At 71.6% G+C, this 25,852-nt stretch carries 26 protein-coding genes; 8 read left to right on the top strand and 18 right to left on the bottom strand.

Annotation, left to right across the window (positions count from 1 at the left end; all coding sequences use genetic code 11):
* Positions 1-94: 94 nt before the first annotated feature.
* The gene (locus J4573_RS29595; protein ID WP_208259157.1) at positions 95-640 is read left to right on the top strand and encodes a hypothetical protein; all 546 of its coding nucleotides are present in this window, start codon (positions 95-97) and stop codon (positions 638-640) included.
* Positions 641-691: 51 nt separating this feature from the next.
* Here J4573_RS29595 and J4573_RS29590 read toward each other — a convergent pair whose 3' ends face one another.
* On the bottom strand, positions 692-1,219 hold the full coding sequence (locus tag J4573_RS29590; RefSeq protein WP_208259156.1) for a hypothetical protein: 528 nt from the start codon (positions 1,217-1,219) through the stop codon (positions 692-694).
* Between the two features lie 116 nt (positions 1,220-1,335).
* Between J4573_RS29590 and J4573_RS29585 the strand changes: the two genes are divergently transcribed.
* On the top strand, positions 1,336-2,124 hold the full coding sequence (locus J4573_RS29585; protein ID WP_208259155.1) for a CPBP family intramembrane glutamic endopeptidase: 789 nt from the start codon (positions 1,336-1,338) through the stop codon (positions 2,122-2,124).
* Between the two features lie 7 nt (positions 2,125-2,131).
* On the opposite strand, the gene J4573_RS29580 is transcribed toward J4573_RS29585, so the two are convergent.
* Both J4573_RS29580 and J4573_RS29575 read right to left on the bottom strand, forming a co-directional pair.
* Entirely contained in the window at positions 2,132-2,848 is a 717-nt protein-coding gene (locus J4573_RS29580; protein ID WP_208259154.1) for a TIGR03943 family putative permease subunit, read from the bottom strand.
* Complete coding sequence (locus J4573_RS29575) at positions 2,845-3,888, bottom strand: permease (RefSeq protein WP_372442911.1); 1,044 nt, start codon at positions 3,886-3,888, stop codon at positions 2,845-2,847. The genes J4573_RS29580 and J4573_RS29575 overlap by 4 nt, the downstream gene beginning before the upstream one ends.
* A gap of 97 nt (positions 3,889-3,985) precedes the next feature.
* Here J4573_RS29575 and J4573_RS29570 point away from each other — a divergent pair, with 97 nt between their 5' ends.
* Positions 3,986-4,588 (top strand): RICIN domain-containing protein, encoded by a 603-nt coding sequence (locus J4573_RS29570; RefSeq protein WP_208259153.1) that lies wholly within the window; start codon positions 3,986-3,988, stop codon positions 4,586-4,588.
* 135 nt (positions 4,589-4,723) lie between these two features.
* On the opposite strand, the gene J4573_RS29565 is transcribed toward J4573_RS29570, so the two are convergent.
* From J4573_RS29565 to J4573_RS29555, 3 genes are all read right to left on the bottom strand, one after another.
* The gene (locus J4573_RS29565) at positions 4,724-5,026 is read right to left on the bottom strand and encodes a hypothetical protein (RefSeq protein WP_208259152.1); all 303 of its coding nucleotides are present in this window, start codon (positions 5,024-5,026) and stop codon (positions 4,724-4,726) included.
* Positions 5,023-5,169 carry a hypothetical protein gene (locus J4573_RS29560; RefSeq protein WP_208259151.1) on the bottom strand — a complete coding sequence of 49 codons (147 nt, stop codon included), beginning with the start codon at positions 5,167-5,169 and terminating at the stop codon, positions 5,023-5,025. Before J4573_RS29560 ends, J4573_RS29565 begins: the two co-directional genes overlap by 4 nt.
* A 241-nt stretch (positions 5,170-5,410) precedes the next feature.
* Complete coding sequence (locus J4573_RS29555) at positions 5,411-5,785, bottom strand: DUF2255 family protein (RefSeq protein WP_208259150.1); 375 nt, start codon at positions 5,783-5,785, stop codon at positions 5,411-5,413.
* 155 nt (positions 5,786-5,940) lie between these two features.
* On the opposite strand from J4573_RS29555, the gene J4573_RS29550 reads away from it, so the two are divergent.
* Positions 5,941-7,017 carry a mechanosensitive ion channel family protein gene (locus tag J4573_RS29550; RefSeq protein WP_208259149.1) on the top strand — a complete coding sequence of 359 codons (1,077 nt, stop codon included), beginning with the start codon at positions 5,941-5,943 and terminating at the stop codon, positions 7,015-7,017.
* Between the two features lie 71 nt (positions 7,018-7,088).
* Here J4573_RS29550 and J4573_RS29545 read toward each other — a convergent pair whose 3' ends face one another.
* Positions 7,089-8,414: an alpha/beta hydrolase family protein gene (locus tag J4573_RS29545; protein ID WP_243773732.1), complete on the bottom strand. Its 1,326-nt coding sequence runs from the start codon at positions 8,412-8,414 to the stop codon at positions 7,089-7,091.
* Between the two features lie 100 nt (positions 8,415-8,514).
* Positions 8,515-9,096, bottom strand: coding sequence for a TetR-like C-terminal domain-containing protein (locus tag J4573_RS29540; protein WP_208259148.1), 582 nt, complete (start codon positions 9,094-9,096; stop codon positions 8,515-8,517).
* A gap of 113 nt (positions 9,097-9,209) precedes the next feature.
* Between J4573_RS29540 and J4573_RS29535 the strand changes: the two genes are divergently transcribed.
* Positions 9,210-10,667, top strand: a complete 1,458-nt coding sequence (locus tag J4573_RS29535) for an MFS transporter (protein WP_243773731.1) — start codon at positions 9,210-9,212, stop codon at positions 10,665-10,667.
* 17 nt (positions 10,668-10,684) lie between these two features.
* Here the strand turns inward: J4573_RS29535 and J4573_RS56735 are convergent, their stop codons facing one another.
* The 3 genes from J4573_RS56735 to J4573_RS29520 all read right to left on the bottom strand — a co-directional run bounded on the left by J4573_RS56735 (position 10,685) and on the right by J4573_RS29520 (position 12,922).
* Positions 10,685-11,569 carry an ATP-binding protein gene (locus tag J4573_RS56735; protein ID WP_208259147.1) on the bottom strand — a complete coding sequence of 295 codons (885 nt, stop codon included), beginning with the start codon at positions 11,567-11,569 and terminating at the stop codon, positions 10,685-10,687.
* A 96-nt stretch (positions 11,570-11,665) separates the two neighbouring features.
* Positions 11,666-12,340, bottom strand: coding sequence for a lysophospholipid acyltransferase family protein (locus J4573_RS29525; protein ID WP_208259146.1), 675 nt, complete (start codon positions 12,338-12,340; stop codon positions 11,666-11,668).
* A gap of 132 nt (positions 12,341-12,472) precedes the next feature.
* The gene (locus J4573_RS29520; protein WP_307796983.1) at positions 12,473-12,922 is read right to left on the bottom strand and encodes a MarR family winged helix-turn-helix transcriptional regulator; all 450 of its coding nucleotides are present in this window, start codon (positions 12,920-12,922) and stop codon (positions 12,473-12,475) included.
* Positions 12,923-13,007: 85 nt separating this feature from the next.
* Here J4573_RS29520 and J4573_RS29515 point away from each other — a divergent pair, with 85 nt between their 5' ends.
* Both J4573_RS29515 and J4573_RS29510 read left to right on the top strand, forming a co-directional pair.
* Positions 13,008-13,415: an organic hydroperoxide resistance protein gene (locus tag J4573_RS29515; RefSeq protein WP_208259145.1), complete on the top strand. Its 408-nt coding sequence runs from the start codon at positions 13,008-13,010 to the stop codon at positions 13,413-13,415.
* A gap of 68 nt (positions 13,416-13,483) precedes the next feature.
* Entirely contained in the window at positions 13,484-13,975 is a 492-nt protein-coding gene (locus J4573_RS29510) for a cupin domain-containing protein (protein WP_208259144.1), read from the top strand.
* 7 nt (positions 13,976-13,982) lie between these two features.
* Here the strand turns inward: J4573_RS29510 and J4573_RS29505 are convergent, their stop codons facing one another.
* Positions 13,983-14,324 (bottom strand): ArsR/SmtB family transcription factor, encoded by a 342-nt coding sequence (locus J4573_RS29505; protein ID WP_243773730.1) that lies wholly within the window; start codon positions 14,322-14,324, stop codon positions 13,983-13,985.
* Between the two features lie 98 nt (positions 14,325-14,422).
* On the opposite strand from J4573_RS29505, the gene J4573_RS29500 reads away from it, so the two are divergent.
* Entirely contained in the window at positions 14,423-15,643 is a 1,221-nt protein-coding gene (locus J4573_RS29500; protein ID WP_208259142.1) for an MFS transporter, read from the top strand.
* Here J4573_RS29500 and J4573_RS29495 read toward each other — a convergent pair.
* From J4573_RS29495 to J4573_RS29470, 6 genes are all read right to left on the bottom strand, one after another.
* Entirely contained in the window at positions 15,591-17,078 is a 1,488-nt protein-coding gene (locus J4573_RS29495) for a DHA2 family efflux MFS transporter permease subunit (RefSeq protein ID WP_208259141.1), read from the bottom strand. The two genes, J4573_RS29500 and J4573_RS29495, sit on opposite strands and share 53 nt — an antisense overlap.
* A gap of 177 nt (positions 17,079-17,255) precedes the next feature.
* Positions 17,256-17,894 (bottom strand): GOLPH3/VPS74 family protein, encoded by a 639-nt coding sequence (locus J4573_RS29490; protein ID WP_208259140.1) that lies wholly within the window; start codon positions 17,892-17,894, stop codon positions 17,256-17,258.
* A 2-nt stretch (positions 17,895-17,896) separates the two neighbouring features.
* On the bottom strand, positions 17,897-18,127 hold the full coding sequence (locus J4573_RS29485) for a type II toxin-antitoxin system antitoxin (RefSeq protein ID WP_208259139.1): 231 nt from the start codon (positions 18,125-18,127) through the stop codon (positions 17,897-17,899).
* 3 nt (positions 18,128-18,130) lie between these two features.
* Positions 18,131-19,060 carry an SPFH domain-containing protein gene (locus J4573_RS29480; RefSeq protein WP_208259138.1) on the bottom strand — a complete coding sequence of 310 codons (930 nt, stop codon included), beginning with the start codon at positions 19,058-19,060 and terminating at the stop codon, positions 18,131-18,133.
* Positions 19,061-19,153: 93 nt separating this feature from the next.
* Positions 19,154-22,318 (bottom strand): AfsR/SARP family transcriptional regulator, encoded by a 3,165-nt coding sequence (locus J4573_RS29475; protein WP_208259137.1) that lies wholly within the window; start codon positions 22,316-22,318, stop codon positions 19,154-19,156.
* Positions 22,319-22,332: 14 nt separating this feature from the next.
* A complete protein-coding gene (locus J4573_RS29470) occupies positions 22,333-25,797 on the bottom strand; it encodes a SpoIIE family protein phosphatase (protein ID WP_208259136.1) in 3,465 nt (1,154 codons plus the stop codon).
* Between the last annotated feature and the right edge of the window lie 55 nt (positions 25,798-25,852).

Genomic DNA, 25,852 nt, shown 5'->3' with positions numbered 1-25,852 from the left:
GGCTCCACCCAACCGGAGCCGCCACTGAGCGGCTTCGCACCAACTTGACGCTCGCGCCCGTGTCCATTGACAAGAGTGGTTACGCTGACCGGTCATGACGGACAAGCGCGACACGAGCGAAACGGCTCTCCTCGTGGCCGGCCCCACTAGGGCACGCATGCTCTACATCGCCTCGTTGCTGGTGATCTTGTTGCTGGGTGGATCCTTCGTCGCGCTGATCGGCCTCGGTTTGATCGTCTCGGGTGAAGGACCGTTCGTAGGTGTGTTCTTGTTCGGTGGTGTGATCATCGATTTCGTGATGATCGTCGGATTGCTGCTCGATCTCGGGCGCAACCAGTACTGGATCGATGGAACGACGGTGGTGGAGCGCCGGATTCGCTCCAACCGTCGCCGCGACCTCCTGACCGAGCCGATCCGCGCCGATGAGACACCACGGCTCATCATCGGCGAGACGGGCACGCGCCCGATGGTCCTTCCGCTACGTGACCCGTATCGGAACGGCAAGCCCATCGCCGCTCATCATCTCCGCGCCCTCGCCGACATCGTCAGCAACCGTCCGGACGGATCCGACGAAGGAATCCGAGACATCGCGGAAGGCCTGCGCGAGATGGCAGCCGACCCCTTCGGCCTCCGCCACTGAGAGCGTTCGACCACCCCCGGGTTTGGACAGGCACCCTGGTAGTTCCGCGCGTTAGGAGATGCCGCCTAGGGGGTCGGAGGCCAGGTCGTGGAGTCTTCGGGCTACGGGGTGCTGGAGGGTGGGGTCGATCGCGTGAGCTAGGGCCGTCAGCTGCTCTGGGGGTAGCAGGGCGCCTCTGCGGTTTGGCTCTCGGAGCCATAGGCGCACGCGCGGGCGGCCTGGTTGGTCGATGACCAGGCGTGGCAACGGGTTGGACGACAGATTGGGTGCGACGCTCTCGGCGCTCACCTTGGCCTCTGGGAGGTGGTAGTGCTTGCGGCCGGTCACGGAGCGGCGGATGAGGACTCGGCCGTCCAGCCAGAACGCTTGGCCGTAACGCCAGGCCAGCAACGCTATATAGGTAGGGATGCTGGCTACGGCGAATACCAGGACGAGGATGCCGAGGATGGCTTGGTCCCAGCTGATGAACATGGTGGCGACGTAGACCAGAAACAGTTCGGCGAGCATGACCACGGGGAACGCGCAGCCTAGCTGGAAGATCCAGAGTCCTCGTGGCCATCCCACGTTCAAGCGGAGCATTCGCCCTCCTTGGTTGACTGGCGAGCTTACGGAAGTGCGGGCTTTTGTGGTGGTTGGTTCGGGGAGGTGAACGGGCCTCCTAGGGGTGGGACCGTGGTCGTGCGACGATCTGGGGCGTGACCACTGAGGATGCGGCTGCTCCGACGCTTGCACCACGGCATGTGCTGACCCGTGAGGTCTGGCTGGTCTTCGCGCTCTCGCTGGGCGCGGCGGGGGTGTCGGCGTTCATCTCGTTCGTCGGCTCTGCCACTGCGCATAAGGCGCTGAGTCATCAGGCGACTGCGCTGGTCACCGATGTTTCTCCGGGGCGTCCGTGGCTTGGGCTTTCCTGGCAGGTGTTCTATCTGGCTCAGGCGCTGGTTCCGGTGGCGCTGGTCGCTCATTTGATGGGGTGCGGCGGCGAGCCTATGCGGAGCACGCTGGGGGTCGATTGGGTTCCGCGGCGTTCGGATCTGCTGCGGGGTGCGGGGGTGGCGGCTGTCATCGGCGGGTCTGGGCTGGGGCTCTACCTGGCGGCGCGCGGGGTGGGCGCGAACCTGACCGTTGTGCCGTCGACGTTGGGGAACGTGTGGTGGCGGATCCCGGTGCTCGTGCTGTCGGCGATCCAGAACGCGGTGCTCGAGGAGGTCATCGTCCTTGGTTATCTGCTGCATCGGCTTGGTCAGTTCGGCTGGCCCGACTGGCGGGCTGACGTGACGAGCGGGGCGGTACGCGGCAGCTACCACCTCTACCAGGGGCTGGGCGGCCTGGCGGGCAACATGGTGATGGGGCTGATCTTCAGCCGGTTGTACCGCCGCTGGGGGCGGGTGATGCCGCTGCTGGTCGCGCACGCGCTCATCGACATCGTGGCGTTCGTCGGTTCGGTCGAGCTGGCGGGCAAGGTCTCCTGGTTGCCTAAGCCGTGACGGAGTCTCAGTCCTCGTAGGGGTCCTTCGGGGCCGAGATCGGGCGGGCCTGGGTGACGTTGATGAACGGGATGACGCCGTTGTTGGCCGGGTCCCTGGTCTGCCCCGGGGTGAAGGTGCCGATGACGTCTAGCCAGGTGTCGGGCTGTAGAACGGGCGGAACCTGCCCGGTCAGGCGGACCTTGACCGGGAGGGCGTCGGCGGCGCAGCAGTTGAGCATCATGCGGACCAGGTAGGCGCCGCCGCTGGGGTCGCGGGAGACGAAGCCGGTCAGTTCGATCCGGCGGGTGCCGAGCGATTGTCCGTGGTCGTAGGCCGCCCTGCCCGCGTAATCGTTGACCGTCATTTTGAGGGGGTCGCCGCTGGGGAGGGGCGGGAAGCCTGGAGGGGGTTGGAGCGCGGTACCGACGCGGTTGGCGCTGTACGAGCCGAGCGCGGGCGGGGCGACCAGGATGATGGCTAGCAACGGGAGCGTCAGGAGCCAGGAGATTCGGGGCTCGCGGTGACCGTGACCATGCTCGTGGCCGGCTTTGCGGGCTTGCCACAGGGCGCGGGTCTCGTACCAGACGGTGACCAGGGCGGCGACGATCAGGACGACACCGGCCGCCACTAGCAATGGCTGCAGGCCCGGCTTGACGTACCGCAGGTAGAGGCCGCTGGAGGCGGCGCGCAGCAGCACCCCGCCGACGAGGAAGAGCAGGACGGCCTGCGCCTGGCGGTTCACAGGAGCACCGCCCCGACGGCCGCCGAGACCAGGACGCCGAGCGCGAAGGTGGCCGGGGCGAACCGCAGCGCGAACCCTCGGCCGAACGTGGCGGCCTGCATGGCGAACAGCTTGAGGTCGATCATCGGCCCGACCACCAGGAACGCCAGCCGCGCGGTCAACGAGAACTGCGACAGGGACGCCGCGACGAAGGCGTCGGCCTCGGAGCAGATCGACAACAGGACTGCCAGGACGGCCAGCGCCAGGATCGACGCCGCGGGATCACCGGCCGCGGTACGCAGCCAGGTCGCCGGGACGACCGCCTTGAGCGTGGCCGCCGCCATCGCGCCGACGACCAGGAAACCCCCGGCGTGCATGACGTCGTGCCGTACCGATCCCCAGAACGCCGCCGCCTTGCCCTGGCCCTCGAAGGACGGGCGCGCGGGCGGGCGCAGCCAGTCCGCACGGCCCAGCCGCTGCCACAGCCAGCCCATCGCGCACGCCACCAGCAGGCTCGCGGCGAACCGGGCCAGGACCATCTCCGGGTTGCGAGGAAACGCGACGGCGGTGGCGGTCAGCACGATTGGGTTGATCGCCGGGGCCGACAGCAGGAACGCCAGCGCCGCCGAAGGAGTGACGCCCCTGCGTACGAGCGCCCCCGCCACCGGAACGGAGGCGCACTCGCAGCCGGGCAGCACCGCACCGGCCACCCCAGCGGCCGGGACCGCCAGCGCGGGCCGGCTCGGAAGCGCGCGAGCGAAGAAGGTCGGAGGTACGAACGTCGCGATGGCCGCAGACAGCGCCACGCCCAGGACGAGGAAGGGCATCGCCTGGACGACCACCGCGATGAACACGGTCATCCAGCTCTGCATCACCGGCGCCGACAACCCGCGCCGGATCGGCCCCTGCATGGCCATCAGCAGGATCAGCAACATGATCAGAACGAGGAGCGAGTCCACTCGTCCCGCAGCCGGAGAGCTTTCGGCGTCCCGCTCGTGCTCGGGGGCGTCGATGTCCGGCTGCTCGTCCCGGGTCGGCTCTGTCTCAGTGCTGATGGTCACGGCAGAGGAACCTCCGGGGTCGCGGTTACTAGGGACTACGTACGGCCACCAGGCAAAGGGTCATCGCGGCCGTGAGGACTTCCGGCTCAAGAGCCAGTTGTCGCTCGAAGGCCAGGATGACGGCAGCATCCGCGTGCACCTGTGGATGGAGGCCGGGTGGAAGGCGCTGCTCGGGATCGGCTGGCAGGCTCCGCCGAACGGTGCCCGGGTGTGGGAGACCAGCTACTACAGCATCGTTTTCCCCGACGGCACCAAGTTCGAGGGGCAGTTCCCCGGCGCCCAGTCGTCCCAGACCATCGACGTCTACAGCGACAACCAGCCCTACCAGGCAGGGACCTGGACGGTGACCGGTAACTACGGCATCCAGATGAAAGACGTGCTGGGCCGCTGGGGCAGCAACATCGGCGCCACACCGACCTGGGAGTTCCACGTTCCCGACGCCGAGCAGGCGTACGCCACCGACCTGCCGGGCCGGGCGCACCTGGTGACCGCGCACGTGGAGAAGGTCCTGAACGTCGACGGCGCCAGTGGCGACCCGGTCGGCGGTGACTACTACCGCGTCGTCGCCAAGCACTCGGGCAAGGTGCTGACGATCGACAACGAGAGCACTGCCAACGGCGCGCTGCTGATCCAGTGGCCCTGGTACGGGGGCGGCAACCAGCGCTTCCAGGTCCGTCCGTTCACCGACGAGACCTGGTAGCCACCTCCTTAAGTACCCCAGGCGGGAGTCGAACCCGCTGCGGTCCGCTTTAGAGGCGGTCGCCCTGCCGTCGGGCCCCCGGGGCGGGCGGGATGACCGGTGGCCGCGGCGCACCGGTCATCCCATGGTGCACGGTCAGGCGTCCGGCTCGTCGATGCGGCGGCGGAGGTCCGCGTCGGCGATCCGGTCCCTGGCCGTGCGGTACTCCACGGCGGTGAGGGATCGGCCCAGCTCGCCCAGGGTGCGCAGAACGAAGCGCTGGGAGACGACCCGGCGGTTTAGGGCGTCGAGCGCGGCGGCCTGGCGCCAGACCTTGCGCTGGAGCCAGCGGGTGGCACGGGGGAGTTCCCCGTCGAGCTGGTCGCGGAGCGCGTCGCGCTCCGCGGTGACCTCGACGAGCCGGGTACGGAGATCGGCTGGTTGGACGGCGTCGATCACGGCAGGACCTTCCCTTCGGTGGTGGTGAGTGCGCGGGGCAGGCGCGAGAGCAGGCGGAACGCGGCCGGTTCGAAGGCGGCGGCCGTGAGGGCGCCGCCCAGATCGGGTTCGTGGAACCCGGAGACGCGCAGGCCCGCCCCCAAGGCGTCGTCGCGGAGCCATCCGAGGTCGAGCTCGTCGGAGGCCGCGAGGATCAGCAGTGCGTTGGAGGCGTCGTGCCAGTCGCGTACGAGATCGGGGTACGCGAGGGCGAACGAGAGGGCCGCGTGAACCAGCTGGCAGGCCTGCGTGCCGGAAGGAAGGTCGGCACGGGTGACCAGGATGAGGTGGTGTCCCTAGCGGTGCGGCATGTCTTGAGTGTAAGCCACACCGTGAGCCGATCGCCTATTCGGCGGGAGTGAGCCTCAGCGTGGTGTCGCGCGGGCCCGGCCGGGTCATCGGCTCGGCCCACGGGGTGCTGCCGTACTTGGCCAGGTAGGCGGCGTCGATCTGGTCGTTGACGGCCGGGTCGGTCTCGTCGGCGAACGTGACGTCCCTGGTCAGCCCGGCGGCGTGGATGCGGCCGCGGTGGGTGGTGCCGGCGGTGCGGTACCAGCGGCCCTCGGGACCGCGCGCCGAACGGACGAACAGGTCGTCGTCGTGGCGGACGATCCAGATCGTGATCGGACGGTGCGTTTCGCCGTTGCCGTTCTCGGGTGCGATCTGGATCTCGTTGGCGTCGCCGAGGCGCTCGAGGTCGTCGTTGCTCCATGTGGTCATGTGGTCATGGTTCCCAGCCGATGCGCGGAGATTGTGGGCTTGGCGAGGAATTGACCGCACTTCGTTCATTACCATCGGGCGGTGCCGGAAGTATCGCCGCCAAAGGGGCGATACCGGTCTGGCAGACCTAGCCGCCCCCGAGGGAGAGTCAGTACATGCAGCACCAGCCGTCATGGGAACAGATCATCGCCGCGAGCGCCACTTTGGCGGTCGCGCTGGTCTTGGCGGTGGCCCTGCGGCTCGGCGCGGGGCGGTTGACCCGGCGCGCCGGGGATACGCGATGGGCCTGGGACGACCTGATCGCCAAGCTCCTGCAGGATCTCGCCATCCCGGTCGCGATCACCGGCGGTGGCGCCATCGCGGTGGGCATCCTGGACCCCAAGACGCGCATCCACGGGGCCATCGACAAGGTCCTGACCGCCGTCATCATCATGGCCGTCACGTTCGCGCTGGCCCGGCTCATCGCGGGCATCGTCACCTCGGTCACGCTGGCGCGGCAGGGCGTGGCCTCGTCTGTGACGATCTTCACCAACATCACCCGCGTGATCGTGATCGGGATCGGGTTCCTGATCATGCTGCAGAGCATCGGGGTCTCGATCAGCCCGCTGCTCGGCGCCCTGGGCATCGGCGGCCTGGCCGTCGCGCTCGCCCTCCAGGACACGCTGGCCAACCTGTTCGCGGGCGTCCACGTGCTGGCGTCCAAGACCATGGAGCCCGGCGACTACATCAAGCTGAGCAGCGGCCAGGAGGGCTACGTCGTCGACATCAACTGGCGCAACACCTCGATCAAGACGCTGTCGGACAACATCGAGGTCATCCCGAACGCCAGCTTCTCCAAGACGATCCTCACCAACTTCCACCGCCCGGCCCAGGACATGTCGCTGCTGATCCAGGCCGGGGTGGCCTACGACGCCGACCTGGAACGGGTCGAGAAGATCGTGATCGAGGTCGGCGAGGAGGTCATGAACGAGGTCGAGGGCGGCGTGAAGGACTCCGAGACCCTGGTGCGGTTCCACACCTTCGCCGACTCGGCCATCCGCTTCACCGTGATCCTGCGGATCGACGAGTTCGGCGAGCAGTTCCGCATCAAGCACGAGTTCGTGAAGCGCCTGCACCGCCGCTTCCGCGCCGAGGGCATCCACATCCCGTTCCCGGTCCGCCAGATCGTGCGGGCGGACGGCAACGGCAACGGCCACGCCGCCGGCGACTTCGACCTGGCCTCGCTCGACTGAACGAGAGTCGTTCGAACGCCCTTGCCCCCGCCCTCGCCTTGCCCTCGCCCTCGCCCTCGCCTCGCGCTCGACTAGCGGATGAAACGCACGTCCGGATGCGCGGGCGAGGGGCCGTTCAGCAGGGGTTCGGTCCTGCCGCGCAGGTGCCGGTCGAAGAACGCCGTGACGTACGCGCGCAGGGCCGAGGTCATGCGATCGGGGTCGACCGTTCCAACGAAGTCGCGCACCTTGTCGGCGGGCAGGCCGAGCGGCTTGCTCAGGGCGGGCAGGATCGTCTGCAGGTCGGTGTAGCTGTAGTGGCTGCCCGCCGGAACGTTCAGGTCGCGCTTCCAGCCTGAGGAGTGGTCCCAGAACGCCTTCCAGGAACGGCTGGTGCGATGGGTCTGCGGTGTACCGCCGGTGGCCGCGCCCATCAGCATGAACGGCCGGTTCAGGCCCGTCCGCGCGACCGGGACAAGGGCGCCGTCGGAGTACTCCATCGTTCCGTCGAAGTCGATGCCCGCGTCCAGCCGCCGGTCGACGCGCATCGCCTCGGCGGCCTGGATGCCGCCCGCCGAGTGCCCGAACATGCCGATCCGGGACAGGTCGAGCGTCCGGCCGAGCCCGCGGGGGAGTGCGCGGTGCTCGGCGTCGGGGTTGCGGCCGCTGCGCAGCGCCTTCAGGCGGTCCAGAACGAAACGGGTGTCGGCGACGCGCGTGTCGATGGCGGTCCTGGTCCGCTGGGCGCTCTGCGGCGGCAGCGTCTGCGTCGCGACCCGCCCGCCCGGGAACTCGATCAGCGACGCCTCGTAGGTGTGGTCGATGGTCACCACCACGTAGCCGTGGCTCACCAGTTCCTCGACCGCCTCCGTGCCCACGCCGCGAGGCACGCCGAAGCCGGGGGAGTAGAGCACGACGGGCCGGGCGCCGAGCCGGGCGTCGACGGGCGCCGACTCGGCGGCGTGCGTGCGGGCGCCCGCCCAGTCGACGGTGCCGGGCGGGATGAGGTCGAACGCGCGGGCGCCATTGGTGATCTTGGCCACGCCGGGCCGCAGGTAGGGCGCGCGGGGCAGGGCGTTCCGCCGCGCCGGATACCAGACGCTGACCATGAGCTCGCGGGTCTTGCCCTTCACCCACGGGTCGGGACGACCCTGGTCGATCAGGTGGAGCTCGGTGGTGCCGATCGGCTGGCGTCCGGTCGGCGCGGGCAGGCTGAGCCGCACCGGAGCCGCAGCTCCGGCCCGTCCGGCGGCGGCCCGTCCGGCGGCGGGCTGTCCGGCGGCGGGCTGTACGCCGGAGGTCAGCGCGGCGCTGGACTGCGCTGCGGCGGGCTGCGCGGACGCGTGCGAGCCGCAGGCGGCGGCGAGGGGGAGCGGGAGTACGGCGAGCGCCGCGAGGGCGAGGGTTCGTGAACGCATGATCGACAGCCTGGCCCGCGCGGGACGGGCCGGGTCATGGCCGAACGACGGTGGCCACCCCCGACTTTCGCAGGGGGCCGGGCGAGGGCTCAGCGAGGGCTCAGCGAGGGCTCAGCAGCGGCATCAGGATCTCGTCGACGACCATCGTCACGTACTCCTCGGTGATGTCCGGCCGGATGGTCATGCAGCTGTAGGTGAACATCGCCGGGCCCACCATGGCGACGTCGCGGGTGCCCGCCGCGGGCCGCACGTCGCCGCGTTCCACGCCGCGCAGGATCGCCTGGTAGAGCAGCTCCTTGAGCGGCTCGGAGACGTGCTCCTTGATCGTGGTGTGCAGCAGGCCGGTGGTGTCGCTGCCCTCGCCCTTGATGGCCTCGATCATCGTGCCGTGGGTGGCGTTGATCATGTCCCGGTAGGACCCGAGGATCTCGACCAGGTCCGACCGGATGTCCTCGTGCGCCGGAACGTCCCCGGGTGAGGGCAGGACGTGCAGGAACGCGTCCCGGATGAGCTCCTCCTTGGAGTCCCAGCGGCGGTAGAGCGCGGCCTTGCCGGTCTGCGCGGCGGCGGCCACGCCCTCCATCGTGAACTTGCGGTAGCCCACGGCCTCGAGCTGCCCGATGACGGCCGTGAAGATGGCCGACTCGAGCTCGCTGCCGCGTCGTCGAATCCCGGGACTCACCGGAGCCTCCGGAAAATAGTGAACGCGACCGTTCCCTTTTGGTTGCATGCGCGGTACATTCTCACTGCAGTGAACGCTTCCGTTCCTTAAATCATCGCTCTTCGGAGGCTGTCTTGTCGACCCCATCGACCCCATCGGCGCAGCGAACGGTGGCGGCCTCGCCCGCCGCACCGTCCCGCATCGCTCATCCCGGCATCACCCTCGCCGTCATCGTGGGCTGTCAGCTCATGATCGGTGTCGACACCTCCGTCGTCACCATCGCCCTTCCGGGCATCAGAGACGCCCTCCACCTGTCTACCAGCGGACTGACCTGGGTTCAGAACTCCTACATGCTGACATTCGGCGGCCTGCTGCTGCTCGGCGGCCGGACCGGCGACATCTTCGGCCGCCGCCGCGTCTTCGCGGCGGGCGTGGTGGTCTTCACGCTGGCCTCGCTCCTCGGCGGCGTGGCGACCTCGGGCGGGATGCTGATCGCGGCGCGCGCCCTGCAGGGCGTCGCGGCGGCGGTGGCCGCGCCGAGCGCGATGGCGCTGATCGCGGCCAACTTCGAGGGGGCGGCACGGGTCCGCGCCCTCAGCATCTTCTCCGGCGTGACCGGCGCCGGAGCCGCGATCGGCATGCTGGTCGGCGGGGTGCTCACCGAGGCGGCCAGCTGGCGGTGGGTCTTCTTCATCAACCTGCCGGTCGGCCTGGCGCTGGCCGTGCTCGGCCCGCGCTTCATCACCGAGACGCCCAGGCGGCCGGGCCGGTTCGACATCGCCGGAACGGTCACGTCCGTGCTCGGCATGACCGCGCTGGTCTTCGGTTTCATCCGGGCCGGGTCCGACGGCTGGCGGGACGGCCTGACGATCGGGGCGTTCGCCGCCTCGATCGTGCTGCTGGCCGCGTTCGTCGCCGTCGAGGCCCGCGTACGGCAGCCGATCGTTCCGCTGCGGCTGTTCCGGGACCGCGACCGTTCGGGCGCCTACCTCGCCATGCCGCTGTACGTCTCGGGGATGTTCGGCGCGTTCTTCTTCCTCACCCAGTACCTCCAGGAGGTGCTCGGGTACGGGCCGCTGCGGGCGGGCGTCGCCTTCCTGCCGATGGTGGGCATGCAGTTCACGGTGCTGCGCATCCTGCCGAGGGTCCTGCCGCGCTTCGGCGCACGGCCGTTCGTCGTCACCGGCGCTATCCTGGTCGGGCTCGGCCTCCTCTGGCTCAGCCGGGTGTCGGCCGACAGCGGCTACGTGACCGGGATGCTCGGCCCGTTCCTGATGATGGGCGCGGGCGGCGGCATCGCGATCATGCCGCTGAACATGACCGTCCTGGCGAAGGTCCCGGCCGAGGACGCCGGGGCGGCCTCCGGCGTGGCCCAGGCGGTGATCTGGCTGGGCGCCTCGCTGGGGTCGGCCGTGCTGGTCACGGTGTTCGGCGCCGCCACGCGCCACACCACCGGCGACCCGGCGCACGTGATGGTGCACGGCCTGGACGTCGTCTTCGCCTCGGGGGCGGCCTTCGCCCTCGCGGCGCTGCTGGTGGTGCTGGTCGCGCTGCGCCCCCAGCGCAAGCAGGAGCAGCCCGCAGGGGCTTAGGCCGATCCCAGGCAGGCCTAAGCGGTCGGGCGCCGCTCCTCGAACCACTCGAGGAACTCGGCGTGGCCGAACATCCGGGCGGTGTCGGCGGCCGACGGCTCCCCGGCCTCGGGATCGGCGCCGGCGTCGAGCAGGACCCGTACGACCTCGGGCTCCTTCTTGAACACCGCGCCGGCCAGCGGCCGCTGTCCCCGGTCGTTCGGGCGCTCGATGTCGGCGGCCCGCGCGGCGAGGGCCTGAACGGTCCCGGCGTGGCCGTGGTAGGCGGCCAGCATCAGGAGCGTGTCGCCCTTGTCGTTGGTCAGGTTGACCGGGACCCCGGCGTCCACGTAGCTCACGAGCTGTTCGGTCTGGCCGTCGCGCGCCAGATCGAACAGCTTGGTGGCGAACTCCTCCAGCTCGGGATCGGCGTCCTCGTCGTCCTCGTCGTCCATGAACGCGGCGTCATCGACCGGCTTGGGCTCGCCCGCGGTGAGGCGGTGGCCGAGGGTGTCCTCGCCGTACCGCAGCCGCTTCTCCATGGCGACCAGGACGCCCTCCTCGGGGGAGGACCGGAACTCGACCTGGTCGGCCAGCGCCTTCATGATCAACATCCCGCGCCCGTGCTCGGCGATGAGGCTCGGCGGCCGCTCCGCCGCGTCCAGGCCCTCGCCGAACCCGTCACCCGAGTCCAGCACCTTGATCAGGCAGTCGTCGTCGACGATCGCCACCAGCACGGAGTAGTCGTCGCAGTCCTGCGCGTGCCGGATCACATTGCCGCAGGCCTCACTGAGAATGAGCATCAGGTCGTCGCGGACCGGCTCCTCGACGCCGAGCGTTTCCAGAGACGAGTCCAGCACCTGCCGCACCATGGGCACACTGGCCGCGTCTCGTGGAAGCCTGAGGGTAAGGCTGATCTCCACGTCATCTCCGTAATACGGCTTCGCTTATTTCTGGCCCTTGCTCTCCTTAACCTGTGCCCGTGCCACGATCGGCAAACGTCGGCGGACCGGGATCGGTCATGCGCCGCGCATCGGAGCATAGGAGTCGACGTACTCCTGACCAGAGAGTTTCTGGATCTGCCGCATCACTTCGTCGGTGGCGGTGCGCACCGCCTCACGGTCGCGTTCGACGCCGCTGAACGTGAGCGGCTCGCCGAACCGGATCCCGATCTTGACCGGGTGGGGGAGCTTGGAACCGCGCGGCTGGACCCGTTCGGTGCCCGACAGCGCCACCGGCACGACCGGGGCGCCCGTGCGCAATGTCAGCCGCCCGACGCCCGTGCGGCCCCGGTAGAGGCGCCCGTCCGGCGAACGGGTGCCCTCGGGGTGGATCGCGAACATCTCGCCGCGCTCCAGGACGTCCGCCGACGCCGCGAGCGCCGCCACCGCGGCCCGGCCGCCCGAACGGTCGACGGCGATGGCCCCGACCCCGCGGAAGAAGGCCGCCTGGACGCGTCCCGGCAGGCCCGGCCGGTTGAAGTACTCGTGCTTGCCCAGGAAGAACACCTGCCGGGGAACGACGAGCGGGACCACGAACGAGTCGATGAACGCCAGGTGATTGGGGGCCAGGATCACCGGTCCGGTGCGGGGGATGTTCTCCAGGCCCGTCACCTCCGGCCGGAAGGCGACCCTCATCGCGGGGCCCAGCAGAACGTGCTTCGTCAGCGGATAGATCAGGCGTTCGGGGTCCATAAGCGAAGGTTATGGGCGGTTCGTCCGCGCCCTCGCTGCCGGGCGATTACAAAGCCCCACACCCAGAATTTGTAGGCGCCGACGATTGATCGAAAGCCCCGTGCCCCAGACCAGGGGCCGAGGCCAGAGGTCTCAGACCTGGGCGGCGTCGAGGGCGGCGGTCAGCTCGTCCAGCGAACGGCGCAGGTCCTTCAGCTCCTGTGCGGACAGGCCCGTGGCGCCGAGGATGCGGTGCGGGATGGCCGCCGCCTTCCTCTTCAGGGCCAGGCCGGGGGCGGTCAGTGAGACCGTCACCGACCGCTCGTCCTCGCTGCTGCGCTCGCGCCGGACCAGGTCGGCGGTCTCGAGCCGCTTGAGCAGGGGGGAGAGCGTGCCGGAGTCCAGGCGCAGGGCGAGGCCGAGCTCCTTGACGGTCAGCGTTCCGTGCTCCCAGAGCGCCAGCATCGCCAGGTACTGCGGATAGGTCAGGCCGAGGTCGCGCAGCATCGGGCGGTAGGTGGCGTCGAAGGCGCGCGAGGCGGCGTGCAGGGCGAAGCACACCTGGTTGTCCAGGCGGAGCACCTCGTCCGGTGAGCTCATCATGTGTTCCATCCTACAATTCAATTGCGCACAACTAAGTTGTGCTACATTGATTCTTGTACGGATCTTCAACGCCGAAGGAGCTCTCATGGACACCCACTACACCGCCGTGGCCACCGCGAACGGGCGCGACGGGCGTGCCGTCAGCTCGGACGGAAAGCTGGACCTGAAGATGGCCCCGCCGGTCGAGATGGGCGGCAGCGGCGAGGGCACCAACCCCGAGCAGCTCTTCGCGGCCGGTTACGCGGCCTGCTTCGCCAGCGCCATGGGCGCCGTGGCGCGCGCCGAGCGCAAGGACGTCCGCGACGTGTCGGTGACCGCCGAGGTCAGCATCGGCGGCAGCGTGGACAAGGGCTTCGGGCTCAGCGTGGTGCTGCGCGTCGAGCTTCCCGAGGACCTCGAGGGCGGCCGCGAGCTGATCGAGCGCGCCCACCAGGTCTGCCCGTACTCCAACGCCACCCGCGGCAACATCCCGGTGGAGCTCGTCGTCGAGTGACCCGGCCCCGGTGATCGCGCTCCCGGCGGTATGGGCAGAATTGGCTCATACCGTCGAGGAGGATCACGATGACGTATCCCGAACCCCGATACTTCGCCGACCAGGGCGAGGTCAGCGGCCGGTTCCGCCCCGCCGCGTCCCCGCCGGAGATCGACCGGGGCGACGGTTCCGGCGTCCACTACCTCGGTACGGGCGCCAACACCGATGGGGAGTTCGGGCTCTACCGGTGGGACATGTCGGCGAAACCGGCCGGGCCCGCGCCGCACTTCCACAAGACGATCTCCGAGTCGTTCTTCATTCTCAGCGGCACGATCCGCCTGTATGACGGCGACAAGACCGTCGACGCCGAGCCGGGCGACTTCCTCTACGTCCCGCCCGGCGGCATCCACTCGTTCCGCAACGAGAGCGGCGAGCCCGCCTCGATGCTGATCCTGTTCACCCCGGGCGCCCCGCGCGAGGCCTACTTCGAGGAAACGGCCGAGATCGCGCGCACCGGCAGGCAGCTCACGCCCGAGGAGTGGGCCGAGCTCTACCTGCGGCACGACCAGTACATGGTCTGACCAGGAATTATTTAGCTGGCTCCCAGGCCGCGACGAGGTCCAGCAGGCCTGGGAAGCGGGCGTTCAGGTCCTCCGACCGCAGCCTGCTCCGGCGCTCCAGGCCGTACTGGCGCTGCGTGGTGAGCCCCGCCTCCCGCAGCGCCTTGAAGTGGTGCGTGAGCGTGGACTTGGGCCGGTCCAGCTCGAACCAGCCGCACGTGTGGTCGTAGCCGTCCGACTCCAGCAGCAGCCTGCGCACGATCGTCATCCGCAGCGGGTCGCTCAGCGCGCCCATCACCACCTCCAGCCGGAGGTCCTCCCGGGCGGGCTGGGGGAGCGGCGCCGGCCGCGCGCTGGTCTCGGTCTCCATGCCGCCCATTGTACGAGTCGAGTCGAACTGATGCTAAGTTCGACCCCATTCGTACAAGTACGAGTTTTTTCGTACATGAGTGTGGTGCGGGAGGCGTGATGACGGCGACGGTCCGGGAACGGCGCGCGGTCTGGCTGGCGGCGTGGCCGGTGACGGCGGTGATGATGCTGCCCACGGCGGCGACCCCGCTGTTCGTGCTGTGGCAGGAACGGCTCGGCTTCTCGGCGGGGGTGATCACCATCGTGTACGCCTGCTACATCGCCGGGCTGCTCGGTGCGCTGCCGGTCGCCGGGGCGCTCTCGGACCGGATCGGGCGCCGCGCGGTGCTGCTGCCGGTGCTCGCGCTGGGGGTGGCGGCGTGCGCGATCTTCGCGACGGCGACCTCGGTGGCCGCGCTGGCGGTCGCCCGGCTGCTGACCGGCGTCGCGGTCGGCACGGTGCTGTCCACCGGCACGGCCGCCGTCGCCGACCTCGGCGGCACATGCGCGCCCCGCAGGCGCCTGGCCGCGCTGCTGGCCTCCACGGCCGTCGTGATCGGCGCGGGCTCGGGCCCGCTGGTGTCGGGCGTGCTGTCCGAACGGCTCCCCGGCCCCACGGTGGTGTTCTTCGTCCTGGAGGCCGCGCTCCTGATCACCGCGTTCGTCACGGTCCTGCGGCTCCCGCTGCGGAGGCCCGCCGCATCCGCCTCCGAGCACCGGGCCGTACGACTGCCCTCGGTTCCGGCGGCGAACCGCGGGCAGTTGCTCGCCGGGATCGCGGTCTTCGCGCCCGGGATCACCGCGACCGGTTTCGTGCTGGCCCTCGGGCCGTCGCTGCTCTCGGACCTGCTCGGCACCGAGAGCCGGATCGTGTCGGGCACGATGGTGTTCGTGATGTTCGCCGCCGCGACCGGCGCGCAGTTCGCGATGCGCGGCGCGAGCGTGCGGGCCGTGCTCTCCACCGGCGCCGTCGCGACCGTCCTCAGCATGGTGACGCTGATCGTCGCCGTGCGGACCTCGTCGGCCGTCCTGCTGGTGGCCGCCGCGATCCTGGCGGGCCCCGGGCAGGGGCTCGGGCAGCTGGGCGGGCTGTCGCTGCTGAGCGCGCGGGTCCCCGGCCACCGGCTCGCCGAGGCGAACGCGGCCCTCAGCGCCGCCGGTTACCTCCCGGCGGGGCTGCTGCCGGTGGCGGCGGGCTTCCTCAGCGACGAGATCGGGCTGGCGAACGGCGCGACGGTGTTCGGCACGGCGATGATCCTCGCCGCGCTCGCCGGCGGCGCGTTCGTGCTCACCCGTGGTCGGCGGGCCGCGGCTCGTGACGCCCGAGACGGCGGTTGGTGAGCGAGGCGAACGTCGCGACCACCGACGCGGCCAGCAGCAGCGCGTAGGCGCGGTGGTAGCCGGTGACCAGATCGCCCAGCTCGGCGGGGGACAGGCCCGCCGCGGCGCCCCCGTAGAGCAGGCGGCGGTCATCGGCGGCCAGCGCCGAGCTGGCCAGCATGAGGCACAGCGCGGCACCCATCACGTTGCCCACGTTCAGCAGGGTCATCCGCAGGCCGTTGACCACGCCGAGGCGGCCGTCCGGCACGACCGACAGCACCGCCGAGGTGTTGCCCGTGGTGAACACCCCGCTCCCGACCGCGACCAGGATGAGGCACACCGCGATCAGCGCGTACGGGGTGTCCTCGTTCAGCACCAGCAGCGCCAGCAGCAGCCCGGACGTCGCGGTCGCCGACCCGACGACCGCGATCGTCCGGGCGTTCACGCGGCGGCCGAGGAAGCCCCCGACCGGCGTCGCGACCATGCCCGCGATCGGGCCGGGCAGGACGGCCAGGCCCGCCTGCGCCGGGGTCATGCCGCTGACGGCCTGCAGGAACAGCGCCATCAGCAGAACGCTGCCGAACCGGCCGATGTTGTTGCAGAACGCGGCGAGGTTGGCGAGCGAGAAGTGCCGGTCGGTGAAGAGCGTGACGTCCACCAGCGGATGCCGCGCCGTCGCCTGCCGCAGCGCGAACGCGGGCAGCAGCACCGCGAACAGGGCCGCCCCGGCCAGCGACGCCGGCGTGCCCCACCCGTGCGACCCGCCCTCCGACAGCGTGAGGATCAGCCCGCTCAGCCACCCGCACAGCAGCACCGCGCCGATCACGTCGATCGGCTCGCGGTCGCCGCCCGGCGGTACGCGGGGAAGCGAGACCGCGGCCCAGACCAGGGCGATGACCCCGAACGGCACGTTGAACCAGAACACCCACTGCCAGCCCGCCGCCTCGGCCAGGAACCCGCCCGCCGACGGCCCGACCAGCGGCGCCGCGGTGAGGAAGCCGAAGTAGACGCCGAGGCCCTCGCTGAGCCGGTCGGACGGGAACGCGTGCGCGATGATCGCCGTCCCGTTCGCCAGCAGCACCGCGCCGCCGCACGCCTGCACGACGCGCAGCGCGATCAGTGCCTCGATCGTCGGCGCGAACCCGGCCATCAGGCTGGAGAGCGTGAACACCCCGAGCCCGCACAGGTACATGCCGCGCCGCCCGAACACGTCCGACATCCGCCCGGCGACCATCAGCAGCGAGGTCTGCACCAGCATGAACCCGAGCACCAGCCAGCTGGAGGCGAACGCGCCCGCGCCGAAGTGCCGGACGACGACCGGGAGGGCGATGTTGAGCGTGGTCAGGTTGACCACGAGCAGCAGGGTGCCGAGCGTGACGACCGACAGCACCCGCCAGGGTCCGGGTTCGCGCGGCCTGCCCAGCGCCGCGCCGGGAGACGCGCTCAGCCGCGTCATGGGCTCTCCCGGGTTCGCGCCTCGCCGACGGTCGTCGAGTTCTTAGAGGTTCGTTCTAGAACAGTCGCCAGCCTCGCCCGTGGTCGTGACAAGTGTCAATGCCGGGCCGTCGAACACGGGTCGAGGCGCGATGGAACCGCCGGTCAGCCGCCGGGGCGGATCGGGAGCCGCCGCCGGTCAGCCGCCGCCGGTCGCGGCGGAGGTCTCCGCGGCGTGCTGCGACGAGATCACTTTGCGAACGGCCTTCGGAACCGGCCCGGTGCGGGCGGTCAGCTCCTTGATGCGCTGCTTGTGGCGGCGCCGGTCGCCGCGCGGGAGCACCGTGCGCAGGTCCCCGGCCGCGGCGAGCGCCACGGCCGCGGCGTCGAGGCTGTTGACGTGCGCGACCGGCTTGCCGCGCAGCGCCGACGAGGCACCGCCCCACAGCGACTTCACCACGCGCGGGTCGCGGACGGTGATCCGCGTCGCGGGGAAGAGGCCGAGCACGCGGCGTGGCTCCACGCGGATCCAGCCGCCCTTGGCGAGTTCCTCGCGTACGGTCCGCACGATCGCCCGGTGCTCCTTGCGCACCCAGTACTGCCAGGAGTGCGGCCGGGAGGCGGCGATCTGGGCGAGCAGCCCGTACGGGTCGTCCCCGTCGGTCTCGGTGCAGGGCTTGTTGTTGCGCTCGCCCAGCCGCCCGTCCAGGTACAGCTCGGTGAGGGCCGCGCCGCGCAGCACGTAGCCGAGCTGCGAGCGGCCGGTCATGCGCTTCTTGTTCAGGTCGTACGCCAGCAGGAACATCCTGGCCGGAAGTGATTCGGGAACCTCGACCATGACTACTCCTCGACGGTGTCCGTGGCATCGGTTTCGGCTGTCTTGGATGGCCGCCCGGGCCGGCGCATCCGCCCCACGCCGCCGGGCAGGCGCCCGGCGTCGGCGAGGGCCTTGCGGAGCAGGAACTCGATCTGGGCGTTGGTGCTGCGGAGCTCGTCCCCGGCCCAGCGGGCCAGCGCGTCGTGGACGGCGGGGTCGAGCCGCAGGAGGATCTTCTTACGCTCGGTCGCCACGGGTCACTGGTAGAGCGAGCCCGTGTTGACCACGGGCTGCGCGTCCCGGTCGCCGCACAGGACCACGAGCAGGTTGCTGACCATGGTGGCCTTGCGCTCCTCGTCGAGCTCCACCACGCCCTCCTCGTCCAGCTTGGCCAGCGCGGACTGCACCATCCCGACGGCGCCCTCGACGATCCGCTGCCGGGCGGCGACCACCGCGCCCGCCTGCTGGCGGCGCAGCATCGCCTGGGCGATCTCCGGCGCGTACGCCAGCCGGGTGATCCGCGACTCGACGATCCGTACCCCGGCCGAGGCCACCCGCGCCGCGATCTCCTCCGACAGCTTCCCGGTGATCTCGTCGGCGTTCTCGCGCAGGGAGATCCGCTCGCTGGAGTCGTAGGGGAAGCTGCCCGCGATGTGCCGGACGGCGGCCTCGGTCTGGAACGCCACGAACTCCACGAAGTCGTCGACCTCGAAGATCGCCCGTGCGGTGTCCTCGACCTGCCACACGACCACCGCGGAGATCTCGATCGGGTTGCCGTCCAGGTCGTTCACCTTGGCGTGGCCGGTCTCGTGGTTGCGGATCCGGGTGGACACCCGGCGCCGCTGCGTGAGCGGGTTGACCCAGCGCAGTCCGGGCGTACGGATCGAGCCGGTGTAGCCCGCCCCGACCAGCTGCAGCACCCGCGCCTCGTTCGGCGCGACCGCGGTCAGCCCGAACCCGAGCGCCAGGCCGATCAGGAAGACCAGCACCCCGGCCACGACGGCGACGACGCTGCCGGTGCCGTCGGAGTTGACCCCGATCAGGAAGAGCGCGACGCCCACGATCACCAGGAGCACGACGACCCCCAGCATCGGCCACCCGTTGGCGCCGTTGGTGGTCCGCTCGCTGATCTTCGGCGTCGGCATGTCGACCGGCTGGTTCGGGTCCGGATCCGGCGTACTGGTCATGATCTCCCCCTTGTAGGCTTCTATCACCAATCTAGCAAAGTGATATCACTTTTCCAAGCCGGGTCCGGAGAGGTGAGGAGGGCCTCACCTAACTCAGGAGCGGGCGAAGGCGAACGCCTCCTGGCGGGGCATCGCTGCGCCTTGGGCATAGGCGGACTCGTAGGCGTCCTCGCCGAGGCTCTCGCGGATGCGGGCGACGAGCGGCTCGAAGTTCAGAGGGGGGCCGATCTCCCGGAACGCGTCGATCGCGCCCAGCAGCGTCGCGGCCTGCTGCGCGTCGTCCAGGAGGAGGGCGGCCTCCGCCAGCGCCGCCACGGCTTCTGAGGCGGTCCTGACGTACGGCTGTTCCCACGAGATGCCGATGGCCTCGCGGAAATGCTCGCGCGCCACCGAGAGCTCCCGGTCGCCGAGCGCGATGAGGCCCAGTCCCAGGTGCGCGCGGGCGACGGTCTCGGCGGTCCAGCCCCAGGTGAGGGTGCGGCTGTTCAGGATCTCCTCGTAGAGGGCCCGCGCCGTGGCGAGGTCGCCGGTCATCCGCGCGATGTCGGCCAGGCCCCGCCGCGCCATCTGCGCGCGTTGAGGAGAGCCGGCGCGGACGGCCAGCTCGTGCGCCCGCTCGTACTCCGCGCGTCCCGCGTCCAGGTCGCCCGAGCGGATGAACGTCTCGGCCTTGCGGCACAGGAGGTCGGCCATGTCCTCGGGAACGCCGAGCTCCTCGGTCAGCGCGTAGGCCTGGTCGATCAGCTCCAGGCAGCGGGGCAGGTCGCCCTGCAACTCGGCCAGCATCGCGAACCCGTCGAGGGTGTTGGCGATGCCCCAGCGGTCGCCGAGCGCCCGGAACGAGGAGATCGCCTTCTCGAAGTGCGGTCGCGCGGTGTCCAGGTCACCGCTGTACATGGCCATGTAGGAGGCGCTGAAGTCGTCAAGCGCGTCGAGCCAGGGGTCGCCCGCCAGCGTCAGCATCCGCCGCCGCCGCTCCATCATGTCGTCGGCGTTCGGGATCGGGTTGGACATCGCCCACAGGACCAGGACGCTGATGCGCCTGGGCGCGCCGGGCATCGCGTCCATGATCTTTGCGGCCGCGGACATGTGGGCGTCGGCGTCCTTGGTGAGCATGCCGCCCGCCCCCGCGTTCACCACGCAGAGCACGTACTCCTCGTCCAGACCCTCGGGCGGCCGCGGGCCGAAGTGCTCCAGCAGCTCGGCGGCGGGCGCGCCGACCTCGCCGCGCATCCCGCGCAGCCACCAGTACCACGACAGCGCGCCCAGCAACCGCAGCGCGGTCTCGGGCTCGGAGGTGATGGCCCAGCGAAAGGCGGCCTGGGTGTTGGCGTGCTCGGCGGTGAGCCGGGCCATCCAGGTCAGCTGATCGGGGCCGCGCAGCTTCGGGTCGGCCGTCTCGGCGAGGTCGACGAAGTAGGCGGTGTGCGCCCGCCGCAGCTCGTCCTCCTCGCCCGTGTCCGCGAGGCGTTCGGCGCAGAACGCCCGGACGGTCTCCAGCATCCGGTAGCGGCCGCCGTCGTTCTGGATCAGCGACTTGTCGGTGAGGCTCGCCAGCAGGTCGTCGGTCTCGTACTCGGGCAGGCCGCAGACCCGTTCGGCCGCCTCCAAGGTGGCGCCGCCCGCGAAGACCGTGAGGCGCCGGGCGAGCTGCTGCTCGTCCTCGTCCAGCAGCTCCCAGCTCCACTCGACCACCGCGCGCAGCGTCTGGTGGCGCGGTGCGGCGGAACGGTTGCCGCGCGTGAGCAGCCGGAAGCGGTCGTCGAGGCGGGCCGCGACGTCCTCGATCGCCATCGAGCGGAGCCGCGCGGCGGCCAGCTCGATCGCCAGCGGCAGGCCGTCGAGGGCCGCGCAGATCTGCAGAACGGTCCGGGCGTTGCCCTCATCGACCTCGAACCCGGGGCGCACGGCGGCGGCGCGGTCGGCGAACAGCCGTACGGCGGGATAGGCGAGCGCCTCGGCGGCGGCGGTCCCCGGCTCGGGTACGCGCAGCGGCGGCAGCGGCCAGATCGTCTCGCCGGTCACCCCGAGCGCCTCGCGGCTGGTGGCCAGCACGCGCAGGCTCGGGCAGGCGCTGAGCAGGCGGTGGGTGAGCCGCGCCGCGCCCGCGACGACCTGCTCCAGGTTGTCCAGGATCAGCAGCATCGGCCGATCGGCCAGCGCCATGATCAGCCGGTCGAGGGGCTGCGGCCGCTCGCCCTGCGTGGCGTCGTCGTGCAGGCCCGCCTCGCGAACGCCGAGGGCGGTCAGCATGGCCTGCGGGAGATCGTCCTCGTTCATCACGGGGGAGAGGTCGGCGAAGCAGACCTCTCCCTCGGCCCGGCCGCCGGCCTCGACCGCCAGCCGCGTCTTGCCCGTGCCGCCGGGGCCGAGCAGCGTGACCAGGCGGCTCTCCTCGAGCATCTTGCCGACCCGGGCGAGCTCCTCCTCGCGGCCGACGAAGCTGGTCAGCTGGGCGGGCAGGTTGGACTGGAAGACCGCGGGCGCCGCCGCGGGGGCGGGGGCGGGGGCCTTGACCGCGCGCAGCGACTCGTCGCCGCGCAGGATCGCCATGTGGATCTCGGACAGCTCGGCAGACGGGTCGGCGCCGAGCTCGTCGGCCAGCAACTGGCGCACGTTCTCGTAGGCGGCGAGGGCCTCGGCCTGCCGCCCGCTGCCGTACAGCGCCCGCATGAGGAGGCCCTGTGCCCGCTCTCTGAGCGGGTGTTCGGCGGTCAATTCCTGCAGCGGAGCCACGACGGCGGCGTGCTCGCCGACCGCCAGCTCCGCCTCGGCGCGGTCCTCGGCGGCCGCGACGCGCTGCTCCTCCAGCCGGGCCGCCTGCGCCTTGGCGAACGGGGCGTCGGTGAGGTCGGCCAGGGCGGGCCCGCGCCAGAGGCCCAGCGCCTCCCGCAGCAGGGCCGCGGCCTTGGCCGGGTCGGCGGGCAGCGCCTGCCGCCCCTCGCGCACGAGCCGGTCGAACCGGTGAACGTCCACATCGGCGGGGTCCACGGCGAGCCGGTACCCGGCGGGCTGCCCCTCGACCAGCTCGGCGTCGCCCAGTCCGCGCCGGAGCCGCGACACCTGCGACTGGAGGGCGTTGGCCGCGCCGCTCGGCGGGTCCTCGCCGTACAGGCCGTCGATGAGCCGTTCCGTGGACACCAGCCGGCCCGCGTCGAGGAGAAGGAGGGCGAGGAGCGCACGGACGCGAGGACCGCCGACCGCCACGGGGCGGCCGTCGACCAGTGCCTCGACCGGGCCGAGAATGCCGAACTGCATACGCCGATTCTGGCCTATCCGGCCGATCGGACGTGACGGTCACCGCCGCCGGTCTCGCCGAGCAGCTCGTCCAGGAGGCGGGGGAGCGGCAAAATCGCTCCCTGGCGGGCCAGCCGTTCGGCCTTGCCGGTGTCGCCCAGCGCCGCCGTGACCGAGGCCCAGGCGCGGTCCCGCCGCCCCGCCTGCTGGCGGAACCCGGCGAACGGCGACCCGGTCTCGCGCCAGATCCGCTGGGCCGCGCCGATCAGCCGCGCGGCGTGCTCGGCCTGCGCCGTACCGCCGTCCTCGGCCGCGATCCAGGCCAGCAGCGCGAGATCCTGGCCGACGCCGAGCCGGTCGTTCAGCGGCCGCTTCAGCCGGAGGCCGTCCAGCGCCGCCTCACCGGCGGCGCGCAGGTCACCGAGCCGCCAGCGGCCGAACCCGTAGGCGTACAGGAGGCAGGACCGGCGCCACTGGTCCTCGCCGCCCTCGGCCGCGTGCAGGCCCTCCTCGCACAGCTCCAGGGACCGGCGCAGGTCCTGCGCCTCCGCGCCCTCGTGCAGGGAATGGCAGAGGGCGAGCTGGTAGAGGCACATCAGGACGCCGTGCAGGGCGCCCACCTTGCGGTGCCGGTCCAGGGCCTCCTGATAGAGCGGAACGGCGACCGCCCGGTCGCCGCGCCGCAGCGCCACCTCCGCGGAGAACTGGAGCGCGGTGGTCTCGGCCGCCTCGTCGCCCAGACTCGACGCCAGCTCGCAGCACTCCTCCAGCGAGTGCAGCGCGGAGACCTGGTCGTTCTGCAGCCCCGCCAGCCAGCCCTGGATCCACAGCGCCCTGGCGCGCAGCGGCGACGGCGTGGTCTCCAGCGAGAGCCCGCGGCGCAGCCAGGTGCGGCCCTCGGTGATGTTGCCCGCGATGCCCCAGCGCGGCCACAGGGAGGTGGCGACGGCCAGCCCGTCGCCCGCCTCGCCCGGCTGGGTGAAGCTGAACTCCATCGCGGCGCGCAGGTTGGCCTGGTCGCTGCGCATCAGGTCGGCGCGGGCGACCTGATCCCGTTCGAACCACAGCTCCGAGGCGTCCACGGTCGCCCGCCGGTACCAGTCGCGGTGCCTGCGCCGCACCTCCAGCGCCTCGTCCAGCTCGGCGAGCCGCTCGCCGCCGTAGCGGCGCGTCGCGTCGAGCATCACGTACCGGCGGCTCGTGCGGGTCGGCCGCGGCGTGACGACCGACATGCGCACCAGCCGCCCGAGCACCTCGACCACGTCCTCGGGGCCGAGGCCGTCGGCGGAGCAGGCGTGCTGGGCGGCGGCCAGGTCGAAGGTGCCGGGGAAGACCGACAGCCGGGCCCACAGCAGCCGCTCGAGCGGCTCGCACAGCTCGTGGCTGTGGTCGATCACCGACCGCATGCTCTGGTGCCGCGCGGGCCGCGCCCCCGGCTCGCCGGTCAGCAGCTCGAACGGGTCGTCCAGCCGCCCCATCAGGTCCTCGAACGGCAGCTTCCGCAGCCGGCCGGCGGCCAGCTCGATGGCCAGCGGGATGCCGTCCAGCCGCTGGCAGAGGTGCCGGGCCCGCAGCAGGTCCTGCGAGGACAGCGAGAAGCCCGCGACGCTCTCCTTCGCCTGGGCCAGGAACAGCTCCAGGGCGTCGTCGGGGAACAGCGCCTCGATCCGCAGCACGTGCTCGCCGGCCACCCGCAGCGGCGAGCGGCCGGTGGCCAGGACGTGGACGCCGGGGGCCGCGCGCAGCAGCCCGGCGACGAACGCGGCGCAGGTGCCGGGCGCCTGCTCGCAGGAGTCCAGGATCAGCAGCATCCGGCGGCCCGCGACGAGCCGCTGGACGGCGGCGCCCTCGTCGGCGTCCGGCTCGGCGAACCCGAGCGTCGTCGCGACGAGCGCCGGGAGCTCGGCCGGGTCGTGCAGCTCCGCCAGGTCGACGGTGTGCACGCCGTCGGGGAACGAGGTCCGCAGCCGCTCGGCCGCCTCCCGGGCGAGCCGCGACTTGCCGACCCCGCCCATCCCGGTCAGCGTCACCAGTCGCGCCGAGCGCAGCAGCCGCCCGATCTCGCCGAGTTCGCGGACGCGCCCGACCATCCCGGCCTCCTCGGGCCCGCCGGTCCGCGCGACCTCGCCGGCGGGTACGGCGGCGGGCCGCGTGGCGGAGGCATCCGGAGTGATCGGCTGCGGGCTGGTCAGCCGGGCCAGCAGCAGCGTCACGTCGTCCTCGCGCCGGTCCGCGCCCAGCACGGCCATCGCGTCCTCGCAGACCGCGTCCAGCGGGCGCCCGTCCAGGGGCCTGCTGAGCCGGTCGGCGAGCGCGCGGATGCCGTCCTCGATGTCGCGCCGCCCGGCCTCGACCAGGCCGTCGGAGTAGAGCGCCAGCACGCTGCCCTCTTCGACGCTGAACGTGCTCGTCTCGAAGCCCGCGTCGCCCGCACCGATCGGCAGGCCCGCGATGGGGCGCAGCAGCTCGCCGCGCCCGTCGGGGTGGATCAGGACGGGTGGCACGTGCCCGGCGCTGGCGATGTGGCAGCGCCGCTCGGCCGGGTCGTAGACCGCGTAGACGCACGTGGCCAGGAAGTCCTCGTCCCTGCCGTAGTCCTCGCCGAGCCGCCGCACCATCAGGTCGAAGCGGTGCATGACCTGCTCGGGCGGCAGATCCAGGGAGGCGAGCGTGCGGACGATCGTCTTGCACTGGCTCATCCGCAGCGCGACCGCGGGCCCGTGCCCGGCGACGTCGCCGACGACCAGTCCGGTCCGCCCGTGCGGCAGCCTGACCGCGTCGAACCAGTCGCCGCCGATCCGGGCGGGCGGCTGGTCGTTCGACGCCGAAGGGTCCCGGCCGTCCGTGCTGCCCGGCAGGTAGCGGTAGCCGAGCTCGACGAACGGGATGTGGGTGGGAAGCTCTGGACCGGCCTCACGCCACAGCCGTTCCGCGAGCGAGTGCTCGCCGTGCCGACCGCCGTCGCCGTCGCCGTCGCCGTCGTCCTGCTCCGGGGCGCCGGCTCGTCTCTCGGCCTGACCGCGCGCGATCTCGTGGGCGGTCCACCGGACCAGCTCCTCCAGCGCGGCGGCCTCCAGCTCGGTGTGCCGCGCGCGCCCGGGCTCGGCGACCATCAGCACGTTGCCGAGGACGCGGCCGTCCTCGGTCAGCGGGATCAGCGACATCGACCGGTCGCGCAGCAGCGGCGCCAGCGCCGGGGCGGCGAGCTGGACCGACAGCAGGTCGGCGGTCGGCGCGTCCATGCTCACGGCGTGCACGTTCTCGCCGCGCGACAGCGAGGCGGGGACCGTTCCGCCCGGCTCCCAGCGAGCGATCGCGCCCGCGGGCAGCAGCTCGGCGAGGCGGCTGCGCTCGGTCGCGTCCACCGACACGATCCGGCGCAGCGTGAGCCGCACCCCGGAGTCGGCCGCGCCGTCCTCGACCAGGTGGACGGCGACGAAGTCGGCGAACCGCGGCACCGTCGCCCGCGCCAGCCGCAGCGCGGCCACCGCGGGCTCCATCGGCCCCGCCCGGCCGGGCGGGGGCGAGGAAACGGGGGGACGTGAGCGACGGAAC

It is taken from the genome of Actinomadura barringtoniae (assembly GCF_017573505.1).
GTDB classification, from domain to species: Bacteria; Actinomycetota; Actinomycetes; order Streptosporangiales; family Streptosporangiaceae; genus Spirillospora; species Spirillospora barringtoniae.
This window is presented reverse-complemented; position numbering and strand designations above follow the sequence as displayed.

Bases quoted from the DNA above. Each gene is read 5' to 3' on its own strand.
- J4573_RS29595 (WP_208259157.1), top strand. From the start codon at position 95: ATGACGGACAAGCGCGACACGAGCGAAACGGCTCTCCTCGTGGCCGGC.
- J4573_RS29590 (WP_208259156.1), bottom strand. From the start codon at position 1,219: ATGCTCCGCTTGAACGTGGGATGGCCACGAGGACTCTGGATCTTCCAG.
- J4573_RS29555 (WP_208259150.1), bottom strand. From the start codon at position 5,785: ATGACCACATGGAGCAACGACGACCTCGAGCGCCTCGGCGACGCCAAC.
- J4573_RS29550 (WP_208259149.1), top strand. From the start codon at position 5,941: ATGCAGCACCAGCCGTCATGGGAACAGATCATCGCCGCGAGCGCCACT.
- J4573_RS29545 (WP_243773732.1), bottom strand. From the start codon at position 8,414: ATGCGTTCACGAACCCTCGCCCTCGCGGCGCTCGCCGTACTCCCGCTC.
- J4573_RS29525 (WP_208259146.1), bottom strand. From the start codon at position 12,340: ATGGACCCCGAACGCCTGATCTATCCGCTGACGAAGCACGTTCTGCTG.
- J4573_RS29520 (WP_307796983.1), bottom strand. From the start codon at position 12,922: ATGATGAGCTCACCGGACGAGGTGCTCCGCCTGGACAACCAGGTGTGC.
- J4573_RS29515 (WP_208259145.1), top strand. From the start codon at position 13,008: ATGGACACCCACTACACCGCCGTGGCCACCGCGAACGGGCGCGACGGG.
- J4573_RS29510 (WP_208259144.1), top strand. From the start codon at position 13,484: ATGACGTATCCCGAACCCCGATACTTCGCCGACCAGGGCGAGGTCAGC.
- J4573_RS29505 (WP_243773730.1), bottom strand. From the start codon at position 14,324: ATGGAGACCGAGACCAGCGCGCGGCCGGCGCCGCTCCCCCAGCCCGCC.
- J4573_RS29500 (WP_208259142.1), top strand. From the start codon at position 14,423: ATGACGGCGACGGTCCGGGAACGGCGCGCGGTCTGGCTGGCGGCGTGG.
- J4573_RS29495 (WP_208259141.1), bottom strand. From the start codon at position 17,078: ATGACGCGGCTGAGCGCGTCTCCCGGCGCGGCGCTGGGCAGGCCGCGC.
- J4573_RS29490 (WP_208259140.1), bottom strand. From the start codon at position 17,894: ATGGTCGAGGTTCCCGAATCACTTCCGGCCAGGATGTTCCTGCTGGCG.
- J4573_RS29480 (WP_208259138.1), bottom strand. From the start codon at position 19,060: ATGACCAGTACGCCGGATCCGGACCCGAACCAGCCGGTCGACATGCCG.
- J4573_RS29475 (WP_208259137.1), bottom strand. From the start codon at position 22,318: ATGCAGTTCGGCATTCTCGGCCCGGTCGAGGCACTGGTCGACGGCCGC.
- J4573_RS29470 (WP_208259136.1), bottom strand. From the start codon at position 25,797: ATGGAGCCCGCGGTGGCCGCGCTGCGGCTGGCGCGGGCGACGGTGCCG.